Genomic DNA, 21168 nt, shown 5'->3' with positions numbered 1-21168 from the left:
TCAAGATCGATTTGGCATACTCATTGCGTCTGGCACATAACTTGCTTAGAAGTCATGTCTAATAGGCTTGCAAGGGCCCCGGCAGCGGGCTAGGGTGTGCCCCACGCTTGTCACGGAATCCTAGCCCACCATGGCAATGAAACCCTCGTTGCAGCTTAGGGTCGGCACCCAGCTGACCATGACCCCGCAACTGCAGCAGGCCATCGCCCTGCTGCAGCTCTCCACCCTCGACCTGCGCCAGGAGATCCAGCAGGCCCTGGAGTCCAATCCCATGCTGGAACTGGACGAGGCCTATGGGGAACAGGCGGTGGAAGCGCCCAAGGAGGACGAGTGGTCCGAGGGCATCCCCGAACAGCTCTCCGTGGACAGCGACTGGTCCGATACCTACCAGGACATGGCCCCCAGTGGCGGCGGCGAGGCGCCGGACTTCGAGCGTAACGCCGACACCCCCAGCCTGCGCGACCATCTCAACTGGCAGCTGGCCATGACCGACCTGGAGGCCCCCCGGGAGCGGACCATTGCCGAGAGCCTGATCGATGCGGTGGATACCAACGGCTACCTCGCCTCGCCCCTGGAAGAGATCACCGAAGGGCTACGGGACCAGGGCCTCGGCGGCCTCAAGGTCGCCGAGGTGGAAGCCCTGCTGATGCGCCTGCAGCAGTTCGAGCCCACCGGGGTCTTCGCCCGGGACCTGCGCGAGTGCCTGCTGCTGCAGCTCGGCACCCTCCCCGAAGACACCCCCCTGCTGCCCCAGGCCAAGCGCCTGGTGCGCCAGTTCCTCGAGGCCCTGGCGGGGGACGATCGCAAGCTGCTCAAGCGCCGCCTGCGCCTCGAGGATGACCAGTTGGACGCGGTGATCCAACTGGTGCGGACCCTCGACCCGCGCCCCGGCCAGGCCTATGCCGACATCGGCAGCGACTATGTGATCCCCGACCTGATCGCCCGCCATACCCGCGACGGTTGGCGCATCGAGCTCAATCCGGAGGCGCTGCCACGCATGCGCATCCAGCCCGACTACGCGGCCTTGATCCGGCGCGCCGACAAGAGCGACGACAACACCTTCATGAAGCAACACCTGCAGGAGGCGCGCTGGCTGCTCAAGAGCCTCTCCAGCCGCAACGATACCCTGCTGCGGGTGGGTCAGGAGATCCTGACCCGTCAGCTCGACTTCCTGGAGCAGGGCGAGGAGGCCATGAAGCCGCTGGTGCTGGCGGACATCGCCCAGGCGGTGGAGATGCACGAATCCACCATCTCCCGGGTCACCACCCAGAAATATATCCACACGCCCCGGGGCGTCTTCGAGCTCAAGTACTTCTTCTCCAGCCAGGTGGGCGGTGGCGAGGGCGATGCCCACTCCAGCACCGCCATCCGCGCCCGCCTCAAGAAGCTGATTGGCGAGGAGCCGCCGCGCAAGCCGCTCTCCGACAGCAAGCTGGTGGCCCTGCTGGCCGATGACGGCATCCAGGTGGCGCGGCGCACCGTGGCCAAGTATCGCGAGGCCATGGGCATCCCCCCGTCCAGCGAGCGAAAACGTCTCTCCTGACCGACGGCGGTTTCGTCGTTTACCGGGAAAAACCATTTATCCCATTGATCTCAATGGGATAAAAACCCCACAAGGCTTGCGTTGGAAATCCCCGACGCCAAGGGGTTTGCAGGGCCGTAAAAAGGGTTACAATCGAGATGCCACCCGCAGGAAGAGGAGCGTGCCATGCAAGTCAATATCACCGGCCATCACGTCGAACTGACCGATGCACTGCGTGACTATGTGAACGAGAAGCTCGCACGACTGGAGCGGCATTACGACAATATCACCACGGCACAGTTCACCCTGTCCGTCGAGAAGGAACGCCAACAAGCCGCTTGCGTACTCCACGCTGCCGGTGCCGATCTGCACGCCGAAGCCCAGGATGGTGACATGTATGCCGCCATCGATGCGCTCGCCGACAAGCTCGACCGTCAACTGGTGAAACACAAGGAAAAGGCACAGGCACGCGCCCAAGGCGCCGGTGCCCGCTAACCCTCCATGACACTGCAATCCATCCTTCCCCCCGAGCGGGCGCTGTTCGATGTCCCCGGGGGGAGCAAGAAACGGGTGCTGGAGTTCTTCAGCACCTTTATTGCTCAGAACACCCCCAGCCTCGATAGCCAGGAAGTCTTCAGCCGACTGATCGGCCGCGAGCGCCTGGGCAGTACCGGCATCGGTCATGGGGTGGCGATTCCCCATGCCCGCAATGCTCACTGCAAGGCGCCCCTGGCCGGCTTCCTGAAGCTGGCCGAACCGGTGGACTTCGACGCCGTGGACGGCGAGCCCGTCGATCTGGTGTTCGTGCTGCTGGTGCCGGAAGAGGCCGACGACACTCATCTGACCCTGCTGGCCCAGGTGGCCGGAGTGATGAACGACGCCGAGACCCGCCAGCGCTTGCGCCGCTGCGAGAGTCAGCGCCAGCTCTATGACACCCTGATCGAGGCCATCGAGCGCCACGCCGCGCCCGGCCCCACCGCCGCGCCCTGAGCGAATGGCGCCACCCCACAGGCAGCCAGGAGAGTGCCATGCAACTGGTGATCATCAGCGGCCGTTCCGGGTCGGGGAAGTCGATCGCCCTCCAGGCCCTGGAAGACCTCGGCTTCTACGCCATCGACAACCTGCCGGCCATGTTGCTGGGGTCCCTGGTGGACGAGCTCCAGGCCGACGAGGCCCGCTACGATGCCATCGCGGTCAGCATCGACGCCCGCAACTTGCCCGGCGCCCTGCGCCGCTTTCCGCAGTTGCTCGATGAAGTCCGCGATCGCGGCATCCAGACCCAGGTCGTCTACCTGACCGCCGATGCCCGCATCCTGCTGGAGCGCTACTCCCACACCCGGCGCCGCCATCCGTTGACCCGCAACAGCGAAATGACCCTGGCCGAGGCCATCGAGCGAGAGGAGCAGGCGCTGGGAGAGATCCGCGACCTGGCCGACCTGGTGATGGATACCTCGCGGCTGTCGCTCCACGACCTGCGCTCACGGATCACCGAACAGGTGGCCGGCCACCAGGCCGGCCAGTTGACCCTGACCCTGGAGTCCTTCGGCTTCAAGCGCGGGGTGCCCCTGGATGCCGACACCGTCTTCGACGCCCGCTGCCTGCCCAACCCCTACTGGGATCCGCGCCTGCGCGAGGCCACCGGTCGCGACGCCTCGGTGGTGGCCTTCCTGGAGGGCTACCCGGAGGTGGAGGCCATGGCCGAGGATATCCAGCACTGGCTGGAGCGCTGGCTGCCCGCCTACCAGGCCAGCCGGCGCAGCTATGTGACGGTGGCGGTGGGCTGCACCGGCGGTCAGCACCGCTCGGTCTATCTGGCCGAGCGTCTGGCGCGCCACTTCGCCGCCGGCTATCCGGGACTGCGCCTGCGCCATCGGGAACTGGGCATTCACACCGACTTGGGAGAGCCAGATGCCAGCCCCCTGCAAGGAAGCTCGAGGCATGCCGAGCCGTGAGCTGACCCTGACCAACAAGCGTGGCCTCCACGCCCGCGCCGCCACCCGCCTGGTGCAGTGCTGCCAGGAGTACGATGCCCGGGTCACGGTCTCCCACCAGGGCCGCGAGGCCGACGCCGCCAATATCATGGCCCTGCTGATGCTGGCCGCTCCCTGCGGCAGCCGACTCACCGTCAGCGCCGAGGGAGATGACGCCGAGGCGGTCCTCGAGGCCCTGGCGACCTTGATCGAGGCCCGCTTCGACGAAGGGGAATAACTCCACCCTTCACCACATAGCTCGGATAAACCAGTCGAAGGCGAGAGCATCCGACTCGATGGCGACGCCATCACAGGGAACCGATGGCGTCGCCATGACCTGCGGATAAGGTGTCTCCCTTGCACCGGGACGAAACCCCGCCACTGCGCGAGCCGGGTGACGCGCACGGGCCGGAACAACATCCCTGTTGCCGCCCCTAACTCGACATCCCTGTCGATTCTGCGCTACCCGGCTCGCTACGCGGCGGCGTCCCGGCGAATCGCTCGCCCCCTTATTCCGCGGGTCGGCTCGGCGCTTTTCTTCCCGCTTATGGCCTCGAGCTTCCGGCTTAGCTGCCGGCGATGGTCATATCATCGATCAGCCAGCTGCCGGTATGGATGCTGCCGCGGGTATCGATATCCTCGCCGACGCCGGCCAGGTTGGCGAACATCTGCGCCAGATTGCCGGCGATGGTGAACTCCTCCACCGGATACTGGATCTCGCCGTTCTCCACCCAGAAGCCCGCCGCGCCGCGGGAGTAATCCCCGGTCACGCCATTGACCCCTTGGCCCATCAACTCGGTCACCAGCACGCCGCGCCCCATCCGCTTGAGCAGCGCCTCGCGGCTGGCCAGGGGCGCCTGGAGGCGCACGTTACGGGCGCCACCGGCATTGCCGGTGGTCTCCAGCCCCAGCCGCCGGGCGCTGTAGGCGGAGAGCATATAACTGGCCAGGCGCCCCCCCTCGATAAAGGTATTGTCGCGGGTATAGACGCCGTCGTTATCGAAGGGGGCACTGGCCATGGCGCCCCGCTCCAGGGGCCGCTCCACCAGCGAGAACCAGTCCGGGAAGAGCGGTTCGCCGAGCCGGTCGCAGAGGAAGGAGGCCTGGCGATAGAGGGCCCCGCCGGCGATGGCGCCGAGGAAGTGGCCCACCAGGCCGGCGGCCTGGGTCGGGTCGAAGAGCACCGGGAAGCGCCCGGTGGCGGGACGCCGGGCACCCAGCCGGCGCAGGGTGCGCTCGGCGGCGCTGGCCCCCACCGCCTCGGGGGAACGCAACTGGCGCGGGTCGCGCACGCTGCTGTAGTCGTAGTCCCGCTGCATGCCCTGGGCGTCCTCGGCGATCAGCATGCAGGAGAGGGAGTGGCGGCTGCCCCGCTGGCTGCCCAGGAAGCCATGGCTATTGCCATAGACCCGCACCCCCTCGCCGCTGGAGAGGCTGGCGCCATCCGAGTTGCTGATACCCGCCACGCCGCGGCCGGCGGCCTCGCAGGCCAGGGCCAGGTCGATGGCGGCATCGGTGGTCAGCGCCCAGGGATGATGCACCTCCAGGTCCGGCAACTCGCGGGCCATCAGCTCCGCCGGGGCCAGGCCGGCGGCCGGATCCTCGCCGGTATGACGGGCGATGGCCAGGGCCTTCTCCACCGCCGCGCTCACCGAGGCCTCGCCGGTATCCGAGGAGGAGGCGCTGCCCTTGCGGTGGCCCACATAGACGGTGACCGCGAAGCCCTGGTCCCGGGAGAGCTCGACGCTCTCCACCTCGCCCAGGCGCACGCTGACGCCGACCCCCTGGTCGACGCTGGCGCCCACCTCGCAGGCGTCGGCCCCCAGCCGCTTGGCCTGCGCCAGGGCGGCCGCTACCCGCGACTCCAGTAGCGCCTGTTGGGCGGCGGCATCGAAAGCCTGTGTCATCTGATTCTCCCTCTGATCATTCTGTGTGAATGCTACGCGCACCGGCCGGGCTGGTATACTCTGCCCTACACTCCGATGCTGATGGTAATGGCATGTCCTTCGATTCCCCCGCCGACCAAGACGGTTGGCAGAGCAAGACCCAACGCAAGCAGGAGATGCACGCCCTGCAGGCCCTGGGCGAAAAGATCATCGCCCTCTCCGATGCCCAGCGCGCCAAGCTGCCGCTCTCCGACGATATGCTCGCCGCCGTGGAGGAGACCGGGCGCATCCGCGCCCGGGAAGCGCGCCGCCGCCATATGCAGTACGTCGGCAAGCTGATGCGCAAGGAAGACACCGAGGCGATCCAGGCCGCCTTCGATGAATTCGAGCAGGAGAAGCTGCGCCGCGACCACGCCTTCCATCGCCTGGAACGCTGGCGGGATCGCCTGATCGAGGAGGGTGACGAGGCGGTGGAGGCCTTTGTCGCCGACTTCCCCGACGCCGACCGCCAGGCGCTGCGCCAGCTGATCCGCAATGCCCAGCGCGAGCGCGCCGCCGACAAGCCCCCGGCCAGCTCCCGCAAGCTCTTCAAGCTGATCCGCGATACCGCCGGGCTCTAACGCCGAAAGCGTGAAGCCGGAAGCTGGAAGTTACCGAAACCCGCCAGATCATGGCGTCTTCTTCCAGCTTCCAGCCGTGAAGCGGCGCTCTTCCCGCTTCAGGCTTTATGACTGAGTCCCGCCCACGGTCAGCTCGTCCAGCTTCAGGGTCGGCTGGCCGACCCCCACCGGCACTCCCTGCCCCTCCTTGCCACAGACGCCGACCCCGGTATCGAGTTCCAGGTCATGACCGATCATCGACACCCGGCCCATGGCCTCGGGGCCGTTGCCGATCAGGGTCGCCCCCTTCACCGGCGCGGTGATCCGCCCGTCCTCGATCAGGTAGGCCTCGCTGGCGGAGAAGACGAACTTGCCGGAGGTGATATCCACCTGGCCGCCGCCGAAGCTCACCGCATAGATCCCACGCTTGACGCTCTTGAGGATATCGGCGGGGTCATCCTGGCCCGCCAGCATATAGGTGTTGGTCATGCGCGGCATGGGCATATGGGCATAGGACTCGCGGCGCGCATTGCCGGTGGGCGCCATGCCCATCAGCCGCGCATTGAGCTTGTCCTGCATATAGCCGGTGAGGATGCCATCCTCGATCAGCGGGGTGTATTGGCCCGGGGTGCCCTCGTCATCCACGGAAAGCGAGCCGCGGCGATCCGCCAGGGTGGCATCGTCCACCACCGTCACCCCGGGAGCGGCGACCCGCTCACCGAGGCGCCCGGCGAAGGCGGAGCTGCCCTTGCGGTTGAAATCGCCCTCGAGGCCATGCCCCACCGCCTCGTGGAGCAGGATGCCCGGCCAGCCCGGCCCCAGCACCACCGGCATCTGGCCGGCCGGCGCGTCCACCGCCTCCAGGTTGACCAGGGCCTGACGCACCGCCTCCTTGGCATAGCGCTCGGCCACCCCCTCGTCGCGCAGCCGCGCCATGGGATAACGCCCGCCGCCGCCGGCGCTGCCGCGCTCGCGGCGGCCGTTGCGAATGGCGATCACGCTGACATTGAAGCGCACCAGGGGACGCAGGTCCGCGGCCAGGGTGCCGTCGCTGGCACGCACCAACACCACCTCGTAGAGGCCGGTCAAGGAGGCGCTGACCTGGCTGACCGACGGGTCCGCGGCCCGGGCGATGCGATCGGCCTCCTTGAGCAGGGCGATCTTCTCCTCGGCGGAGAGGCCGGCGAGCGGGTCCTCGGCACCATAGCGGGCCGGGTGGGCGCGCACCGCCACCGCCTGGGACGAGAGTCGGGCGCCGCCGCGGGCGATCCCGGAAGAGGTGCGCCCGGTATCGGCCAGGGCCTCGGCGGTGATCTGGTTGGAGTAGGCGAAGCCGGTCTTCTCGCCGGTCATGGCGCGCACGCCCACGCCGCCGTCGATGTTGTAGCCGGCCTCCTTGACCTCGCCATCCTCCAGCACCCAGCTCTCATGCCAGCTGCGCTGCAGATAGAGGTCGGCGAAATCGATGCCGGCCCCCAGGGCGTGACCGAGGCCGGCGTCCAGGTCATCGAGGCCCAGGCCCGTCGGCGCCAGCAGCGTCGCGACGGCGGTGTCCAGGGCCTGATCCGCAGCGGGCACGCTAGTCGGTTGATTCATTCGGCGTCTTCCAGTGTGATCCGCGGTGAGGTCCAGGGACCCCGCACGCGATAGTGAATTCGAGTCACCCGATCGAGGGCGCCGCCAAACAGGCGATGGGCGATAAAGAGGGCGCCGCCCACCACCGGGGCACCGGCCACCACCGCCGCCAGCGGCAGGTTCTGACTCAAGGGTAACGTAACCGCCAGGTGTTGATCGAGCTCCCGCCGCGCCAGGTCGACCCGACCATCGAGGCTGAAGGAGGTCGCCGGGCCGCGCACCTCCACCGGCCCCTGGGTCTCGAGGATGCCGCCGTAGAGGGTGGCCACCCCTTCCACGCTGTCGAAGGCGGTGCCGCGGCGGGTCAGGTCGGAGAAATCGAGCTGCAGGCGACGCAGCAGGTTATCAAAGTTGAGCAGGCCGATCAGCTTGGCGGAAGGCGACTCGAGATAGCGGAAGCGGCCGTTCTCCAGGCTCACCGCCAGGCTGCCCCGGGAGTGCTCCAGGGCGAACTGCCAGGGTGCCCCGGGCCAGGCCAACTGGGAGTCGACACGGGTCCGCTCGTTGCGGATCGCCACCGGCTGGGCCAGGCGCTCCAGGGCCGTGCCCAGGTCGCCCCCGGTCAGGGCCAGGCGGCTGCGGGTCAGGCTGGCCGCCGGCCCCGCCGACTCCCAGGTCAACTCGCCACTGGCCTCGACGTCCCCCAGCACCAGTGCCAGGGGCGCGATATGCAGCCCCTCCGGGGTGCCCCGCCACTCGGCGCTCAGCGGGCCGAAGTGCTGCCCCTGGCGCATCAGGCTCGCCACGTCGAGGCGCCCCGCCGGCAGCTGTCGCACCCAGTCGGCCAGGGGCTCCGGCTCCGGCGCCGCCGCCACCTCATCGAACAGGGCCACGCCCTCGGCGGGCATCGGTATCAGGGCGTCCAGGTCCAGGCGCGCCAGGTCGATCTCCAGGGCCTGGGCCCGCTCGGGGCGGTAGCCGGCCTGGCCCTCCAGCAGGCTGCCATCCAGGTCGAGACGCCACCCGCCCGCCTCGGGCATGGCCCGGGCCTGCAGCGAGCCCAGGCAGCGCGCCTCCATCAGCAGGCAGTCGGTGGCCAGATCCAGGGTCGGCGGGGAACCGGCGCCGCTTCCGCCGCCGCCCAAGAGCGGCGCCAGGGCCGCCGCCCAGGGGGCGGGGTCGAGCCGCGCCGGTCGCCAGCTCACCTCGAGGCCGGGGCGGGCCGGCCAGGTGGGGGACTCGGGCCAGCGCTCCAGCCATAGCTGGCCCTGGGCCCCCTGGGCGCTCTGCTCCCGCCAGCGCAGTCGCGCCAGCCCCTCCAGCTCGGCGGTGAGCCGACCGCTCTGGGTATCCATCTCCAGCCACAGCGGACGGCGCTCCTCGGCCGGCTTGGCGAAGGGCGCCGGCAGGCCGAGGGCCAGGCCCTCGAGGGAGCTGTCCAAGCGCAGCCGAGCCCCGCTTTCCGTCAGGGTCAGGCGCCCGCGATAGGGCAGTTGCCCCGTGACCGGGGCGCCCTCCCCGGGCAGTCCGCCCCAGGCCAGCAGGCGCGGCGCCTCGGCCTGTCCCTCGAAGTCGATACGCTCGCTCTCCAGGGTCGCGGTGACGGGCCCGCCCAGCGCCCGCCCGTCGAGGCGCCCCTCCAGCTCCCCCTCGCCGGCCCGATAGCGATAGGCCAGGGGCCCGGTCACCGACGTCAGGTCCAGCGTCAGCGGCCGATAGCGGACCCGGGGCACGTCCAGGGTCGTCTCGATGTCCAGGTTCAGGGCGTCGGGATCGCTCAGCGGCAAGTCCAGCGCCAGTTGGCCCTGGATATGCCCCGCTTCGCTCCAGGCCCAGTCCTCCAGGGCCTCGAGCCCCTCCAGGGGCACGCCGCCCAGGTAGTCGACCAGGTCGGTGGCGCTGCCTTCGATGGCCCCGCCGACGGCGAGCTCCCCTTCGGGGCTCAGGGTCACGCGTCCGTCACTGACCGCCAGACCATGGCTCTCGGCCCGAGTCACCTCCGCCATCATGGCCAGGTCGGTGAGGATCAGGCGGCCTTCCACGCCCTCCAGGGCCGGCCAACCCGGCAGGTAAGGTATTCGCCCCTCCTCGATGGCCAGATCGAGATCCAGACGTATGTCCTCCGCCCGCACGCCGTCGAAGAGCGGTTGGTGCAACGCCAGTCGCCCCTCGGTCACCCGGCCCGCGACGCCGCCGGCGAGCCACTCACCCAGCTCGTCGCCGAAGATCCCCATGGGCAGCCAGTCCACCAGGGGCGTGGTGAGCGCATCCACCTCGCGAAAGTCCAGCGCCAGCCCCATGATGCCGGGGCCCCCATTGCCGAGCACCAGGCCGAAGTCCCCCGTCACCTCGGCGTCACGCCAGCGCGCCTCGAGGTCGCGACCGCTGACCCGCGTCAGGCCATCGGCATAGGTCCAGCCCACGATCCCGGAGGCGGCATCCAGGGCCATGGGGCCGGTAAAGAGCTGGGGGAAATGCAGGGTGGTATCGCCGACGCCGACGAAGCGTACCTCGCCGGCCAGGTCCCGGGCCTCGACCCAGGCATCCAGGGGCCCACCCCCGGGGGCACCCTCCCAGGGCGACACCGCCACCTGGCGCAGGGCGCCCCGGGCCAGCCAGTGACCGTCGCGAAAGCCGAAGGCGAATCCCTCCACCCAGCCCTGGGGGTCCAGGGTGTCGAGCAGCCGCACCAGCCCCTCGGGCAACGGCAGGCGCTCGCTCCAGTCGGCCAGGGCCGGCAGCTCGAAGCCATCGGTGGTGACCCACCAGCCCGCCCCATCGCCGCGCAGGCGCCAGCGGCTGGGCAGGGCCGGCCCCTGGGCCACGCCTTCGGCGTCGGCGGCCAGGTTGAGCCAGGCGTTCCAGGCCTCGCCCTCCCGCAGCCACTGCCCCTCGGCACGGATATCCGCCAGCGCCAGGCTGGCCTGCTCGTGGCCGATCGCCAGCTCCGGCACCTCCAGGGCCAGGCGCACATCCGCCAGCGCCCCCTGGTGCCAACGCCCCCATAGGGTCGCATCCCCTTCCGCCCGCTCCAGGCGCAGGGGCTCGTCGCCGCTCAGCAGACGCACCAGCTCCACCAGGCTGGAGAGCTCCATCTCGGCCTGCATGGCCGCATTGAAGTCGGCCAGGCCACGCGGTCCCGGCAACACCTCCGCCACCACCTCTAGGGCGGTCTGTTCCTGCCCCTCCACATGGACCCAGCCCTCCAGGTGCAGGCGCCGCTCGTCGCCGGTCATCAGCAGGCTGGGGGCCTCCAGGGCCACACGCCGCTCCTGGCCGTGCAGCACCAGGCGAACCTGGCGCGCGTCCAGGCGCTGGCGCAGCAGCAGGCCGACCCAGGCGTCCAGGCGCGAGAGATCGAAATCGGGGCTCGCCGCGAAGGGCAGCTCGGCGGGGCGCGGCCAGTGCCAATGACGCTCCTCGTCCTGATAGAGGTGCAGGGTGAGCCCCTGCACCCGGGCCTGCGAGGTCACCGGCACCCCGGCGCCCAGGGAGGCCAGCGTATCCAGGCGCAGGCGCGCCTGGCGCAGCTCCAGCAGGGGGCGGCCCTCGAGGGTCAGCCGCAGGTCGCGCAGGGCGAGCGAGGGGTCGAGGCCATGCAGGCCCGCCTCCAGCTCGCCGATATGGGTCTCGGCCCGGGTACGCTCGGCCACCAGCCGCTCGAGGGGCTCACGCAGCGCCTCCGCCTGACCGGCCACCAGGCGCCAGCCCAGCAACAGCAGGGCCAGACACAGCAACACCAGGGCCAGCAGGGTCAGCACCCAGCGCCCGGCGATCCGCCACCCACTCATGCCTGCCCCTCGTTCATCGGCCTCGCCTCCTTCGCCGCCAGCCCCGGGCCTTCCTGGCCGGGAGGGTATCGATCACATCAGCACGATATCGTACTGCTCCTGGGAGTAGTGGCCCTCCACCTGGAAGCGGATGGTCTTGCCGATAAAGGCCTCCAGGTCCGCCACCGCCGCCGACTCCTCGTCGAGCAGGCGATCCACCACCGCCTGGGAGGCCAGTACCGTGTAGGTCTCCGGCCCGTAGGCGCGCTCCTCGCGGAGGATCTCACGGAAGATCTCGTAGCAGACGGTCTCCGGGGTCCTCAGGGTGCCGCGCCCCTCACAGGTGGGGCAGGCCTCGCAGAGGGTCTGCTCCAGGCTCTCCCGGGTGCGCTTGCGGGTCAGCTGGACCAGGCCCAGCTCGGTGACCCCGGTACACTTGGTCTTGGCGTGATCCCGCTCCAGGGCCTTCTCCAGCACCCGCAGCACCTGGCGCTGGTGCTCGGCATCCTCCATGTCGATGAAATCGATGATGATGATGCCGCCCAGGTTACGCAGCCGCAGCTGGCGGGCGATGGCGGTGGCCGCCTCCAGGTTGGTCTTGAAGATGGTCTCTTCGAGATTGCGATGGCCCACGTAGCCGCCGGTGTTGACGTCGATGGTGGTCATCGCCTCGGTGGGGTCGATCACCAGATAGCCGCCGGACTTGAGCTGCACCTTGCGCCCCAGGGCCTTGTGGATCTCGTCCTCGACGCTGTAGAGATCGAAGATGGGCCGCTCGCCGGGATAGTACTCGATGCGCTCCACCGCATCGGGCATGAACTCCTCGGCGAACTCCTTGAGCTTGACGTAGTTCTCCCGGGAATCGATGCGCACCTTCTCGATCTCGTCGTGCATCTGGTCGCGCAGGGTGCGAATAAACAGCGGCAGGTCGTCGTAGATGACGCTGGGCACGCCGGCGGTCACCTTGCGCTCGCTGACCTTGCGCCACAGCCGCAGCAGGAAGTGCATATCGGAGAACAGCTCCTCCTCGCTCACCCCCTCGGCGGCGGTACGGATGATAAAGCCGCCCTCCACCTCCAGTTCCTGCTGCGCCTGGCAGACCTCCACCAACTGGCGCAGGCGCTCCCGCTCGCCCTCGTCCTCGATGCGCTGGGAGACGCCGTTATGGGGGGCATCCGGCATATACACCAGGTAGCGGGAAGGCACCGAGAGATGGGTGGTGAGCCGCGCCCCCTTGGTACCGATGGGGTCCTTGGTCACCTGCACCACCAGCGACTGCCCCTCGTGGAGCAACTGACTGATGGTGGCCTGCTCCTCGGCGGGGGTATGGGCCGCCATCACCTCGTGGGCATGGATAAAGGCGGCCCGCTCCAGGCCGATATCGACGAAGGCCGCCTGCATGCCCGGCAGCACCCTGACCACCTTGCCCTTGTAGATATTGCCGACGATGCCCCGCCGCCGGGAACGCTCGATAAAGGCTTCCTGAAGCACGCCGTTTTCGACCACCGCCACGCGGGTCTCCATGGGCGTCAGGTTGATCAGTACTTCACCACTCATGCGGGATTCCTTGTCGTTGGCATGAAGGCATTATGCCATAGGGGGCAAGCCCCCCGACCAAAGGGGGAGGCCCTGGCGGCGCAGCAGCTCGGCGCTCTCATGGAGCGGCAGCCCCACCACGGCGGAGTAGCTGCCCTCCAGGTGCATGACGAAGATCGACGCCAGCCCCTGGATGGCATAGCCACCGGCCTTGTCGGCGGGCTCGCCGCTGGCCCAGTAGGCCTCGGCCTCGCGGCTCGAGATCTCGCGCATCCATACCCGGGTGGTGACCGCGGCTTCCAGCAGGCCCGCCGGGCCATTCACCGCCACCGCGGTAATCACCCGATGCTCGCCGCCGGAGAGTGCCGCCAGCATGGCCAGGCCATCCGCCTTGTCCCGGGGCTTGCCGAGGATCCGCTCGCCCAGCACCACCACGGTATCGGCGCCCAGCACCGCCTGGTCCGTAGCGGCCCCCGCGGCGCCGGCCAGGGCCTTCTCCCGGGCCAGGCGGGTCACATGGGCCAGGGGCGCCTCGTCGGGAGCCGGGGTCTCGTCGATATCCACCGGGCGCACCAGCGACGCGACGCCGATGGAGGCCAGGAGCTCGCGGCGCCGCGGCGAGGCCGAGGCAAGGATCAGGGAGGCGGGCATAAGGACTCCGATTCAGCCGAGGGCGAAGCGGCGTCGCAGCGCCTGCAGCATGGTAAAGAGCCAGGGCCACAGCAGGGCGCCGATCAACGACGACAGCAGGAAGGCGAGATGGATAGAGAAGGGGCCGAACAGGGTATTGAGCCACTGCCGTACCAGCTGCACCAGCCCCAGCAGGACGAAGACCAGGACCGCCTGCTGCACCAGGGAGTAGGCGCGCATGCGCTGATAGACCAGGGCGCAGAGGAAGGCCAGCAGCGAGAACACCAGGGCATTCTGCCCCAGCGGCGCCCCCTCGATCAGATCCAGCAGCAGCCCCAGCACGAAACCGTGCAATACCCCGACGCGGTGAGGCGCCGCGACGCACCAGTAGACCAGCATCAGGCCCAGCCAGTCGGGACGCCAGATCAGCCAGCCATCGGGCAGCGGCATCACCTGCAGGCACAGGGCCAGCAGCAGGCTGATCCAGACCAGTAGCAGACCTCGGACTCCCAGGGCACCCATCAGCGTTGCAGCTCCTGTGGCGGTTCGACGACGGTAAAGGATTCATCCCATAGCGCCTCCCCCGGACGCGGCTCCGGCGGCGGGGGAGGAAACAGCAGCAGGAAGTGACGCGAACGCTGCAGCTGTGCCGAGGGCTCGGCGATGACCCGGGCGAAGGGCTCGCCGGGGTCGTGCTCCACCGACACCACCCGCCCCACCGGATAGCCCTGGGGGAAGCGCCCCGCCAGCCCGGAGGTGAGCAACCGGTCGCCGACCCGGATATCGGCGGTATCCGGCACATGCATCACGTTCAGGCGCTCATAATGACCGGTGCCCTGGACCACGAAGCGCAGACCATTGCGAGTCACCTGCACCGGCAACGCATGGCTGGCGTCATTGATCATCAGCACCCGACTGGAGTAGGCGGAGACCGCGGTGATCTGGCCCACCAGCCCCGAGGCATCCATCACCGGCTGGCCCACATAGGCGCCATCGCGGCGACCGCGATCGATGACCATCTGGTGGGTGAAGGGGTCGGAGTCCAGGGAAAGCAGCTCGGCGGTGATATAGGCCATGTCATCCCGCCGCGCCGCCTGCAGCAACTCGCGCAGGCGCACGTTCTCGGCGGTGAGGTGGGCCATCTGCTGGGCACGCTGGGAGAGGGTCAGCAACTGCTCGCGCAGGCGCCGATTCTCCTCCACCAGGGCTCGCTGATCGGAGAGCGCCAGGGCCCCCCAGGTGAGCACGCCGCTGGGCAGGCTGACCATCCACTGGATGGGCGCCACCACGGTGGTAAGCTGGGCACGCACCTCGTCCATGCGCGTGAAGCGGTGTTCCGCAAACATCAGGCCGAGCGCGGCTATCGCACACAGCAGCATGCGATAGCCGGGCACCGCACCGTGCGAGAACAACGGTTTGATAGGCGTTCTCCCCGAAGTCAGCCCGGCCCGGAAATCAGTCGCTGGAAAGCAGCTCGAAGGTATGCTGGTCGATCATCTCCAACGCCTTGCCGCCACCGCGAGCCACGCAGGTCAGCGGGTCCTCGGCGACGATCACCGGCAGGCCAGTCTCTTCCTGAATCAGCTTGTCCAGATCACGCAGCAGGGCCCCACCACCGGTCAATACCAGGCCGCGCTCGGCGATATCCGAGGCCAGCTCCGGGGGCGACTGCTCCAGGGCGCTCTTCACCGCGGTAACGATCGAGGAGAGCGTCTCCTGGAGGGCGTCGAGGATCTCGTGGGAGTTGAGGGTGAAGCTGCGCGGAATGCCCTCGGCCAGGTTGCGGCCGCGCACGTCGATCTCGCGCAGCTCGGCGCCGGGATAGGCACAACCGATCTCCTGCTTGATGCGCTCGGCGGTGGCCTCGCCGATCAGGCTGCCATAGTGACGGCGCACATAGGCGATGATCGCCTCATCGAAGCGGTCGCCGCCGACGCGGATCGACTCGGAATAGACCACGCCATTGAGCGAGATGATGGCGATCTCGCTGGTGCCGCCACCGATATCCACCACCATGGAGCCCTGAGCCTCCTCCACCGGCAGGCCGGCGCCGATGGCCGCCGCCATGGGTTCCTCGATCAGGAACACCTCGCGAGCCCCGGCGCCCTCGGCGGACTCCTTGATGGCGCGACGCTCGACCTGGGTCGACATGCAGGGCACGCAGACCAGCACCCGCGGGCTGGGGGTCAGGAAGGTGCTCTGATGCACCTTGCGGATAAAGTGCTGGAGCATCTGTTCGGTCACGGTGAAGTCGGCGATCACGCCATCCTTCATCGGCCGGATGGCGGTGATGTTACCCGGGGTGCGGCCCAGCATGCGCTTGGCATCCGAACCCACCGCAGCCACGCTGCGCATATTGCCGGCCTGGCGAATCGCCACCACCGACGGTTCATCCAGCACGATGCCCCGTCCACGGACATAGATCAGCGTATTGGCCGTTCCCAGGTCGATGGACAGATCGCTGGAGAACAACCCCCTTAAACGTTTAAACATGAAAGTCTTTCACCTAGTGCAGACCGGAACCGGAACCCTGTGCGGAGGCAAACGGTATCATCGCCACCCGGAAGCGGCAAGCGACAACGCCTGCCAGCGCGGCCAAGATATGGTACCTTTTGGCGTTATTTTCCCCGTACCGATGGGCCTCGCCCCGTGGCAGCCTGTCGGTCGATGTTCATCCTGTTAAGGAATTCCGATCATGGCGCTTGAACAGACCCATGTGCAGCGCGCGGCGCATCTGGCGCGCCTGGCGCTGGATGACGCGGACGCCGACCGCTACCTGGACGACCTGAGCAATATCCTGGCGATGGTCGACCAGCTCCAGGGCATCGACACCACGGGGGTCGCCCCCCTGGCGCACCCCCTGGACGCCACCCAGCGGCTGCGCGCCGACGAGGTCACCGAAGTCGACCGGCGCGAGACCTTCCAGCGCTGCGCCCCGGCGGTGGAGAACGGCCTCTACCTGGTGCCCCGCGTGGTCGAGTGATCGCGCCCGACGTTACCCTGTCCCGACCCGGAGACACTCACCCGATGCATGACAAGACCCTCCGCGAACTGGCCGTCTCCCTGGAGGCCGGCGAGTTCTCAAGCCGCGAACTGACCCAGGCGCTGCTCGGGCGCATCGATCGCCTCGACGGCGAGCTCAACAGCTTTATCAGCGTCACCGCCGAGCGGGCGCTGGCCGCCGCCGACGCCGCCGACGCCACCCGCGCCAAGGGTGAGGCGGGCCCGCTCACCGGCCTGCCCCTGGCGCTCAAGGACATCTTCTGCACCCAGGGCGTCAAGACCTCCTGCGGCTCGAAGATGCTCGACAACTTCGAGGCGCCCTACGACGCCACCCTGGTGGAGAAGCTCCAGGCCGCCGGCACGGTGAGCCTCGGCAAGACCAATATGGACGAGTTCGCCATGGGCTCCTCCAACGAGAACAGCTTCTATGGCCCGGTGAAGAACCCCTGGGACCTCGGCGCCGTGCCCGGCGGTTCTTCCGGCGGCAGCGCCGCCGCGGTGGCCGCGGGCCTGGTGCCGGCGGCGCTGGGTACCGATACCGGCGGCTCGATCCGTCAGCCGGCGGCCTTCTGCGGCATCACCGGCCTGAAGCCCACCTACGGTCGCGTCTCCCGCTACGGCATCATCGCCTACGCCTCGAGCCTGGATCAGGCCGGCCCCATGGCCCGCACCGCGGAAGACTGCGCCCTGCTGCTGGGCGCCATCGCCGGTCACGACGTGCGCGACTCCACCAGCGTGGCCCGCGGCGTGCCAGACTACACCGCCACCCTCGACGACTCCTTGTCGGGGCTGAAGATCGGCCTGCCCAAGGAGTATTTCGGCGAGGGCCTCGACCCGGCAGTCGCCGAGGCGGTCCAGGCGGCCATCCGGGTCTACGAATCGCTGGGCGCCACGGTGCGCGAGGTCAGCCTGCCGCATACTCACCTGGCGATCCCCGCCTACTATGTCATCGCCCCGGCGGAGGCCTCCTCCAACCTGTCGCGCTTCGACGGCGTGCGCTTCGGCCACCGCTGCGATGATCCGACCGACCTGATCGATCTCTACAAGCGCTCCCGCGCCGAGGGCTTCGGCGAGGAGGTCAAGCGACGCATCCTGATCGGCACCCACACCCTCTCCGAGGGCTTCTTCGACGCCTACTACACCAAGGCCCAGCAGGTGCGCCGGCTGATCCGCCAGGACTTCCTCGACGCCTTCGAGGAGGTCGACGTGCTGATGGGGCCGGCCTCCCCCACCCCGGCCTTCGACCTGGGCGCCAACAAGGACCCGGTCTCCATGTACCTGCAGGACATCTACACCATCGCCATCAACCTGGCGGGCATTCCCGGCATCAGCGTGCCGGCGGGCTTCGTCGGCCGCCGCCCGGTGGGCCTGCAGATCCTCGGCAGCCACTTCGCCGAGGCCCAACTGCTCAACGTGGCCCACCAGTTCCAGCAGGCCAGCGACTGGCACCTGCGCCGCCCCGATTTCGCCAAGGAGACCGCATGATGGATTGGGAGACCGTGATCGGCCTGGAGGTCCACGTTCAGTTGGCCACCAAGTCGAAGATCTTCTCCGGCGCCTCCACCGCCTTCGGCGCCGAGCCCAACACCCAGGCCTGCGCCGTGGACCTGGGCCTGCCCGGGGTGCTGCCGGTGTTGAACGAAGCCGCCGTGGCCATGGCGGTGCAGTTCGGCCTGGCGATCCATGCCGAGATCCCCGAGGTCTCGGTGTTCGATCGCAAGAACTACTTCTACCCGGACCTGCCCAAGGGCTACCAGACCAGCCAGATGTATCACCCCATCGTCGGCGCCGGCGAGGTGGAGATCACCCTCGACGACGGCGGCACCAAGCGCATCCGGGTGCACCACGCCCACCTGGAGGAGGACGCCGGCAAGTCGCTCCACGAGGACTTCCACGGCATGACCGGCATCGACCTCAACCGGGCCGGCACGCCGCTGCTGGAGATCGTCTCCGAGCCGGATATGCGTAGCGCCAAGGAAGCGGCGGCCTACCTCAAGGCGATCCATTCCATCGTCACCTACCTGGGCATCTCCGACGGCAATATGGCCGAGGGCTCGATGCGCTGCGACGTCAACGTCTCGGTGCGCCCCAAGGGCCAGGCGGAATTCGGCACCCGCGCCGAGATCAAGAACGTCAACTCCTTCCGCTTCGTGGAGCGGGCCATCGCCTATGAGGTGGAGCGCCAGATCGAACTGATCGAGGACGGCGGCCGGGTGGTCCAGGAGACCCGCCTGTTTGATCCCGAGCGCGACGAGACCCGCGGCATGCGCACCAAGGAGGAGGCCAACGACTACCGTTACTTCCCCTGCCCGGACCTGCTGCCGGTGGTGCTCGACCAGGCCTACGTCGACCACCTGCGCGACAACCTGCCGGAGCTGCCCGACGAGAAGCGTGCGCGCTTCCAGAGCGAGCTCGGCCTCTCCGCCTACGACGCCAGCGTGCTCTCCGCCACCCGCGAGATGGCCGAGTACTTCGAGGCGGTGAAGGACGCCTGCGGCGACGCCAAGCCCGCCGCCAACTGGGTGATGGGCGAGCTGTCCGGGGCGCTGAACCGCGAGGGCCTGGCCATCGAGGACAGCCCGGTCTCTGCCGCTCAGCTGGGCCAGTTGATCGCTCGGGTGCTCGACGACACCATCAACGGCAAGGCCGCCAAGCAGGTCTTCCAGGCGCTGTGGAATGGCGAGGGCGGCGGTGAAGCGAATGCCGCCGACGCCATCATCGAAGCCAAGGGGCTGAAGCAGGTCACCGACAGCGGCGCCATCGAGGCGATGATCGACCAGGTGATTGCCGACAGCCCCGCCCAGGTGGCCCAGTATCGCGACGCCGAGCCGGACAAGCGCGGCAAGATGATCGGCTACTTCGTCGGCCAGGTGATGAAGGCTTCCCGGGGCACCGCCAACCCCCAGCAGGTCAACACCCTGCTCAAGGAAAAGCTCGACGCCCTGTGTTGAGCAGCGGAGGCGGGCCGCCGCGGCCCGCCCCTTCGACTTCAGAGGACGACCCATGGCAGACGATGTCGGCGCGCGACTGCGCGCCCTGCGCAACCTGAGGGGCATCTCCCAGCGCGAGCTGGCCAAGCGCTGCGGGGTCACTCACTCCAGCCTGTCGCTGATCGAACAGGGCAAGGTAAGCCCCTCGGTGAGCTCCCTGAAGAAGATCCTCGACGCCATTCCCATGGGCGTCGGCGACTTCTTCACCATGGACCTGGAGAGCCGCGACCAGGTCTTCTACTCCGCCGACGAGCTGGCCGACATGGGCAGCGGCGAGGTGATCTTCAAGCTGGTGGGGGCCAACCGGGAGGCCCGGGCGCTCTCCTTTATGATCGAGACCTACCCGCCGGGCACCGATACCGGCCGCGAGATGATCGCCCACCAGGGCGAGGAGGCCGGGGTGGTGCTGGAGGGCGAGATCGAGATCACCGTGGGCGCCGAGAGCCGGGTGCTGGGCCCCGGCGAGGCCTACTACTTCGATACCAATGTGCCCCACCGCTTCCGCAACGCCGGCAAGGCATCCTGCCGCCTGGTCAGTTGCTGCACCCCCGCCAAGGCGTTCTAGCCTCGCTCCCCGCCCCGGCGCCGCCAAGGCGCCCTCCTCGAACAAGGCATTGACCGGAACGCCGGGGCACCCCCATGCTTTAGAGAGCCCGTGCGCATAAATCGGGCAGGAACGGCGCAGATCCGAACTCGAGGGGTTTCCTTTCGGCCTGGTGCCGAGTGATCGATGACTTCCCGAAAAAGGTACTCCTTATGCACTTCCGATTACTGCTGATCTCGCTCCCCCTACTGTTGACACCTCTGCTGGCCAACGCCCAGGAAGAGGAGCCTCAACCAACCAATGACGTGGTCGTCGAAGAGAGCGAACCCGCCGCCATCAACCAGGCCGCCGAGACCCTGGAGGGCCACCTGGCGGATGAGGCCATGCCCGAGGCGGCCGACTTCGGCCTGGAGACAGCCCATGAGGCGGTCAGCCAGGGCGGCGTGGACGGCCAGGCCGTGTCCGAGAGTGCTAGCGACGGCCGTAGCGAGTCCGGTGCCGGCGGTGCTGGCAGTGCCGGTGGCGGCGCTGCTGGAAATGGCGGTGCCGGCGGTGGCGGCGGTGGCGGTGGTGCCGGCGGCGGCGGTGCCGGCGGCGGCGGTGCCGGCGGTGGTGCCGGTGGTGCCGGCGGCCGCAACTAAGCCGCCCAGCACGGCACGAGTGCCCGCTACCCTAGGGTAGCGGGCATTTTATTGCGCTTATTCCCCGGTCGCTTTGACAGCCACCGAGGAAGCTGGAATCATATTTGTGAAAATCATTTCTACAAAAGGATTCCGAGCATGCCCATCGTCAATATTCAGCTGATCGAAGGCCGCAGCGACGCCCAGAAGGAGGCGCTGATCGAGAAGGTCACCGAGGCCTGCGTGGCTTCCATCGACTGCACCCCGGAGAGCGTGCGCATCCTGCTCTCCGATGTCTCCACCCAGCACTTCGGCATGGCCGGGGAGTCGGTGGCCAAGCGTCGCGCCGCCAAGGAGAGCAACGGCGCCTAAGCGCCGCGCGAGGCTTCTCCGAATACGCACTCGGGCCCGGCAATGCCGGGCCCGAGGCGCTTCTGGCTTGTGGGTCTCCGACACCGACCCACAAAAAAGCCGGCCCCGTAGAGGCCGGCAAACCGATAGAGGCAGACATCCGCCTATCAGT

The 21168-nt window shown here is 68.5% G+C and carries 20 protein-coding genes; 12 read left to right on the top strand and 8 right to left on the bottom strand.

From position 1 onward, the window contains the following. Positions 1–130: 130 nt before the first annotated feature. From ACQ1W9_RS06680 to ACQ1W9_RS06660, 5 genes are all read left to right on the top strand, one after another. A complete protein-coding gene (locus ACQ1W9_RS06680; protein ID WP_431025892.1) occupies positions 131–1543 on the top strand; it encodes an RNA polymerase factor sigma-54 in 1413 nt (470 codons plus the stop codon). A gap of 165 nt (positions 1544–1708) precedes the next feature. After that, positions 1709–2017 (top strand): ribosome hibernation-promoting factor, HPF/YfiA family, encoded by a 309-nt coding sequence (hpf, locus tag ACQ1W9_RS06675; protein WP_146802330.1) that lies wholly within the window; start codon positions 1709–1711, stop codon positions 2015–2017. 6 nt (positions 2018–2023) lie between these two features. After that, positions 2024–2512 carry a PTS sugar transporter subunit IIA gene (locus tag ACQ1W9_RS06670; RefSeq protein WP_346063417.1) on the top strand — a complete coding sequence of 163 codons (489 nt, stop codon included), beginning with the start codon at positions 2024–2026 and terminating at the stop codon, positions 2510–2512. 38 nt (positions 2513–2550) lie between these two features. After that, complete coding sequence (gene rapZ, locus ACQ1W9_RS06665) at positions 2551–3474, top strand: RNase adapter RapZ (protein ID WP_431025891.1); 924 nt, start codon at positions 2551–2553, stop codon at positions 3472–3474. Further along, positions 3461–3730 (top strand): HPr family phosphocarrier protein, encoded by a 270-nt coding sequence (locus ACQ1W9_RS06660; protein WP_431025890.1) that lies wholly within the window; start codon positions 3461–3463, stop codon positions 3728–3730. Before rapZ ends, ACQ1W9_RS06660 begins: the two co-directional genes overlap by 14 nt. 328 nt (positions 3731–4058) lie before the next feature. Here the strand turns inward: ACQ1W9_RS06660 and pmbA are convergent, their stop codons facing one another. Next, positions 4059–5399 carry a metalloprotease PmbA gene (gene pmbA / locus ACQ1W9_RS06655; protein WP_431025889.1) on the bottom strand — a complete coding sequence of 447 codons (1341 nt, stop codon included), beginning with the start codon at positions 5397–5399 and terminating at the stop codon, positions 4059–4061. Between the two features lie 92 nt (positions 5400–5491). Between pmbA and yjgA the strand changes: the two genes are divergently transcribed. Then, positions 5492–5998, top strand: a complete 507-nt coding sequence (gene yjgA / locus ACQ1W9_RS06650) for a ribosome biogenesis factor YjgA (RefSeq protein ID WP_431025888.1) — start codon at positions 5492–5494, stop codon at positions 5996–5998. A gap of 105 nt (positions 5999–6103) precedes the next feature. On the opposite strand, the gene tldD is transcribed toward yjgA, so the two are convergent. The 7 genes from tldD to ACQ1W9_RS06615 all read right to left on the bottom strand — a co-directional run bounded on the left by tldD (position 6104) and on the right by ACQ1W9_RS06615 (position 15981). Next, complete coding sequence (gene tldD / locus ACQ1W9_RS06645) at positions 6104–7573, bottom strand: metalloprotease TldD (protein ID WP_431025887.1); 1470 nt, start codon at positions 7571–7573, stop codon at positions 6104–6106. Beyond that, entirely contained in the window at positions 7570–11343 is a 3774-nt protein-coding gene (locus ACQ1W9_RS06640) for a YhdP family protein (protein WP_431025886.1), read from the bottom strand. The genes tldD and ACQ1W9_RS06640 overlap by 4 nt, the downstream gene beginning before the upstream one ends. 72 nt (positions 11344–11415) lie before the next feature. Then, a complete protein-coding gene (gene rng, locus ACQ1W9_RS06635) occupies positions 11416–12879 on the bottom strand; it encodes a ribonuclease G (RefSeq protein WP_346063410.1) in 1464 nt (487 codons plus the stop codon). Positions 12880–12909: 30 nt separating this feature from the next. Continuing rightward, positions 12910–13509 (bottom strand): Maf family protein, encoded by a 600-nt coding sequence (locus ACQ1W9_RS06630; RefSeq protein WP_431025885.1) that lies wholly within the window; start codon positions 13507–13509, stop codon positions 12910–12912. 12 nt (positions 13510–13521) lie between these two features. Beyond that, entirely contained in the window at positions 13522–14010 is a 489-nt protein-coding gene (gene mreD / locus ACQ1W9_RS06625) for a rod shape-determining protein MreD (protein WP_346063408.1), read from the bottom strand. Further along, positions 14010–14867 (bottom strand): rod shape-determining protein MreC, encoded by an 858-nt coding sequence (gene mreC / locus ACQ1W9_RS06620; RefSeq protein ID WP_346063545.1) that lies wholly within the window; start codon positions 14865–14867, stop codon positions 14010–14012. The genes mreD and mreC overlap by 1 nt, the downstream gene beginning before the upstream one ends. 76 nt (positions 14868–14943) lie before the next feature. Further along, complete coding sequence (locus ACQ1W9_RS06615) at positions 14944–15981, bottom strand: rod shape-determining protein (protein ID WP_431025884.1); 1038 nt, start codon at positions 15979–15981, stop codon at positions 14944–14946. 202 nt (positions 15982–16183) lie between these two features. Between ACQ1W9_RS06615 and gatC the strand changes: the two genes are divergently transcribed. The 6 genes from gatC to ACQ1W9_RS06585 all read left to right on the top strand — a co-directional run bounded on the left by gatC (position 16184) and on the right by ACQ1W9_RS06585 (position 21017). Next, a complete protein-coding gene (gatC, locus tag ACQ1W9_RS06610) occupies positions 16184–16471 on the top strand; it encodes an Asp-tRNA(Asn)/Glu-tRNA(Gln) amidotransferase subunit GatC (protein WP_346063406.1) in 288 nt (95 codons plus the stop codon). A 44-nt stretch (positions 16472–16515) separates the two neighbouring features. Beyond that, complete coding sequence (gene gatA, locus ACQ1W9_RS06605) at positions 16516–17976, top strand: Asp-tRNA(Asn)/Glu-tRNA(Gln) amidotransferase subunit GatA (RefSeq protein WP_431025883.1); 1461 nt, start codon at positions 16516–16518, stop codon at positions 17974–17976. Beyond that, positions 17976–19442: an Asp-tRNA(Asn)/Glu-tRNA(Gln) amidotransferase subunit GatB gene (gene gatB, locus ACQ1W9_RS06600; protein ID WP_431026418.1), complete on the top strand. Its 1467-nt coding sequence runs from the start codon at positions 17976–17978 to the stop codon at positions 19440–19442. The genes gatA and gatB overlap by 1 nt, the downstream gene beginning before the upstream one ends. A gap of 52 nt (positions 19443–19494) precedes the next feature. Further along, the gene (locus ACQ1W9_RS06595; RefSeq protein ID WP_431025882.1) at positions 19495–20046 is read left to right on the top strand and encodes a cupin domain-containing protein; all 552 of its coding nucleotides are present in this window, start codon (positions 19495–19497) and stop codon (positions 20044–20046) included. 191 nt (positions 20047–20237) lie between these two features. Then, entirely contained in the window at positions 20238–20666 is a 429-nt protein-coding gene (locus tag ACQ1W9_RS06590) for a hypothetical protein (RefSeq protein ID WP_431025881.1), read from the top strand. Between the two features lie 51 nt (positions 20667–20717). Continuing rightward, positions 20718–21017 carry a tautomerase family protein gene (locus ACQ1W9_RS06585; RefSeq protein WP_431025880.1) on the top strand — a complete coding sequence of 100 codons (300 nt, stop codon included), beginning with the start codon at positions 20718–20720 and terminating at the stop codon, positions 21015–21017. The last annotated feature ends 151 nt before the right edge of the window (positions 21018–21168 follow it).

It is taken from the genome of Halomonas sp. H5 (assembly GCF_050613175.1).
Taxonomy (GTDB): Bacteria; Pseudomonadota; Gammaproteobacteria; order Pseudomonadales; family Halomonadaceae; genus Bisbaumannia; species Bisbaumannia salifodinae.
This window is presented reverse-complemented; position numbering and strand designations above follow the sequence as displayed.

Bases quoted from the DNA above. Each gene is read 5' to 3' on its own strand.
- hpf (WP_146802330.1), top strand. From the start codon at position 1,709: ATGCAAGTCAATATCACCGGCCATCACGTCGAACTGACCGATGCACTG.
- ACQ1W9_RS06670 (WP_346063417.1), top strand. From the start codon at position 2,024: ATGACACTGCAATCCATCCTTCCCCCCGAGCGGGCGCTGTTCGATGTC.
- ACQ1W9_RS06630 (WP_431025885.1), bottom strand. From the start codon at position 13,509: ATGCCCGCCTCCCTGATCCTTGCCTCGGCCTCGCCGCGGCGCCGCGAG.
- tldD (WP_431025887.1), bottom strand. From the start codon at position 7,573: ATGAATCAACCGACTAGCGTGCCCGCTGCGGATCAGGCCCTGGACACC.
- yjgA (WP_431025888.1), top strand. From the start codon at position 5,492: ATGTCCTTCGATTCCCCCGCCGACCAAGACGGTTGGCAGAGCAAGACC.
- gatB (WP_431026418.1), top strand. From the start codon at position 17,976: ATGGATTGGGAGACCGTGATCGGCCTGGAGGTCCACGTTCAGTTGGCC.
- mreC (WP_346063545.1), bottom strand. From the start codon at position 14,867: ATGCTGCTGTGTGCGATAGCCGCGCTCGGCCTGATGTTTGCGGAACAC.
- rng (WP_346063410.1), bottom strand. From the start codon at position 12,879: ATGAGTGGTGAAGTACTGATCAACCTGACGCCCATGGAGACCCGCGTG.
- ACQ1W9_RS06590 (WP_431025881.1), top strand. From the start codon at position 20,238: ATGCACTTCCGATTACTGCTGATCTCGCTCCCCCTACTGTTGACACCT.
- pmbA (WP_431025889.1), bottom strand. From the start codon at position 5,399: ATGACACAGGCTTTCGATGCCGCCGCCCAACAGGCGCTACTGGAGTCG.
- ACQ1W9_RS06680 (WP_431025892.1), top strand. From the start codon at position 131: ATGGCAATGAAACCCTCGTTGCAGCTTAGGGTCGGCACCCAGCTGACC.
- rapZ (WP_431025891.1), top strand. From the start codon at position 2,551: ATGCAACTGGTGATCATCAGCGGCCGTTCCGGGTCGGGGAAGTCGATC.
- mreD (WP_346063408.1), bottom strand. From the start codon at position 14,010: ATGGGTGCCCTGGGAGTCCGAGGTCTGCTACTGGTCTGGATCAGCCTG.
- ACQ1W9_RS06640 (WP_431025886.1), bottom strand. From the start codon at position 11,343: ATGAGTGGGTGGCGGATCGCCGGGCGCTGGGTGCTGACCCTGCTGGCC.
- ACQ1W9_RS06595 (WP_431025882.1), top strand. From the start codon at position 19,495: ATGGCAGACGATGTCGGCGCGCGACTGCGCGCCCTGCGCAACCTGAGG.
- gatA (WP_431025883.1), top strand. From the start codon at position 16,516: ATGCATGACAAGACCCTCCGCGAACTGGCCGTCTCCCTGGAGGCCGGC.
- gatC (WP_346063406.1), top strand. From the start codon at position 16,184: ATGGCGCTTGAACAGACCCATGTGCAGCGCGCGGCGCATCTGGCGCGC.
- ACQ1W9_RS06660 (WP_431025890.1), top strand. From the start codon at position 3,461: ATGCCGAGCCGTGAGCTGACCCTGACCAACAAGCGTGGCCTCCACGCC.
- ACQ1W9_RS06615 (WP_431025884.1), bottom strand. From the start codon at position 15,981: ATGTTTAAACGTTTAAGGGGGTTGTTCTCCAGCGATCTGTCCATCGAC.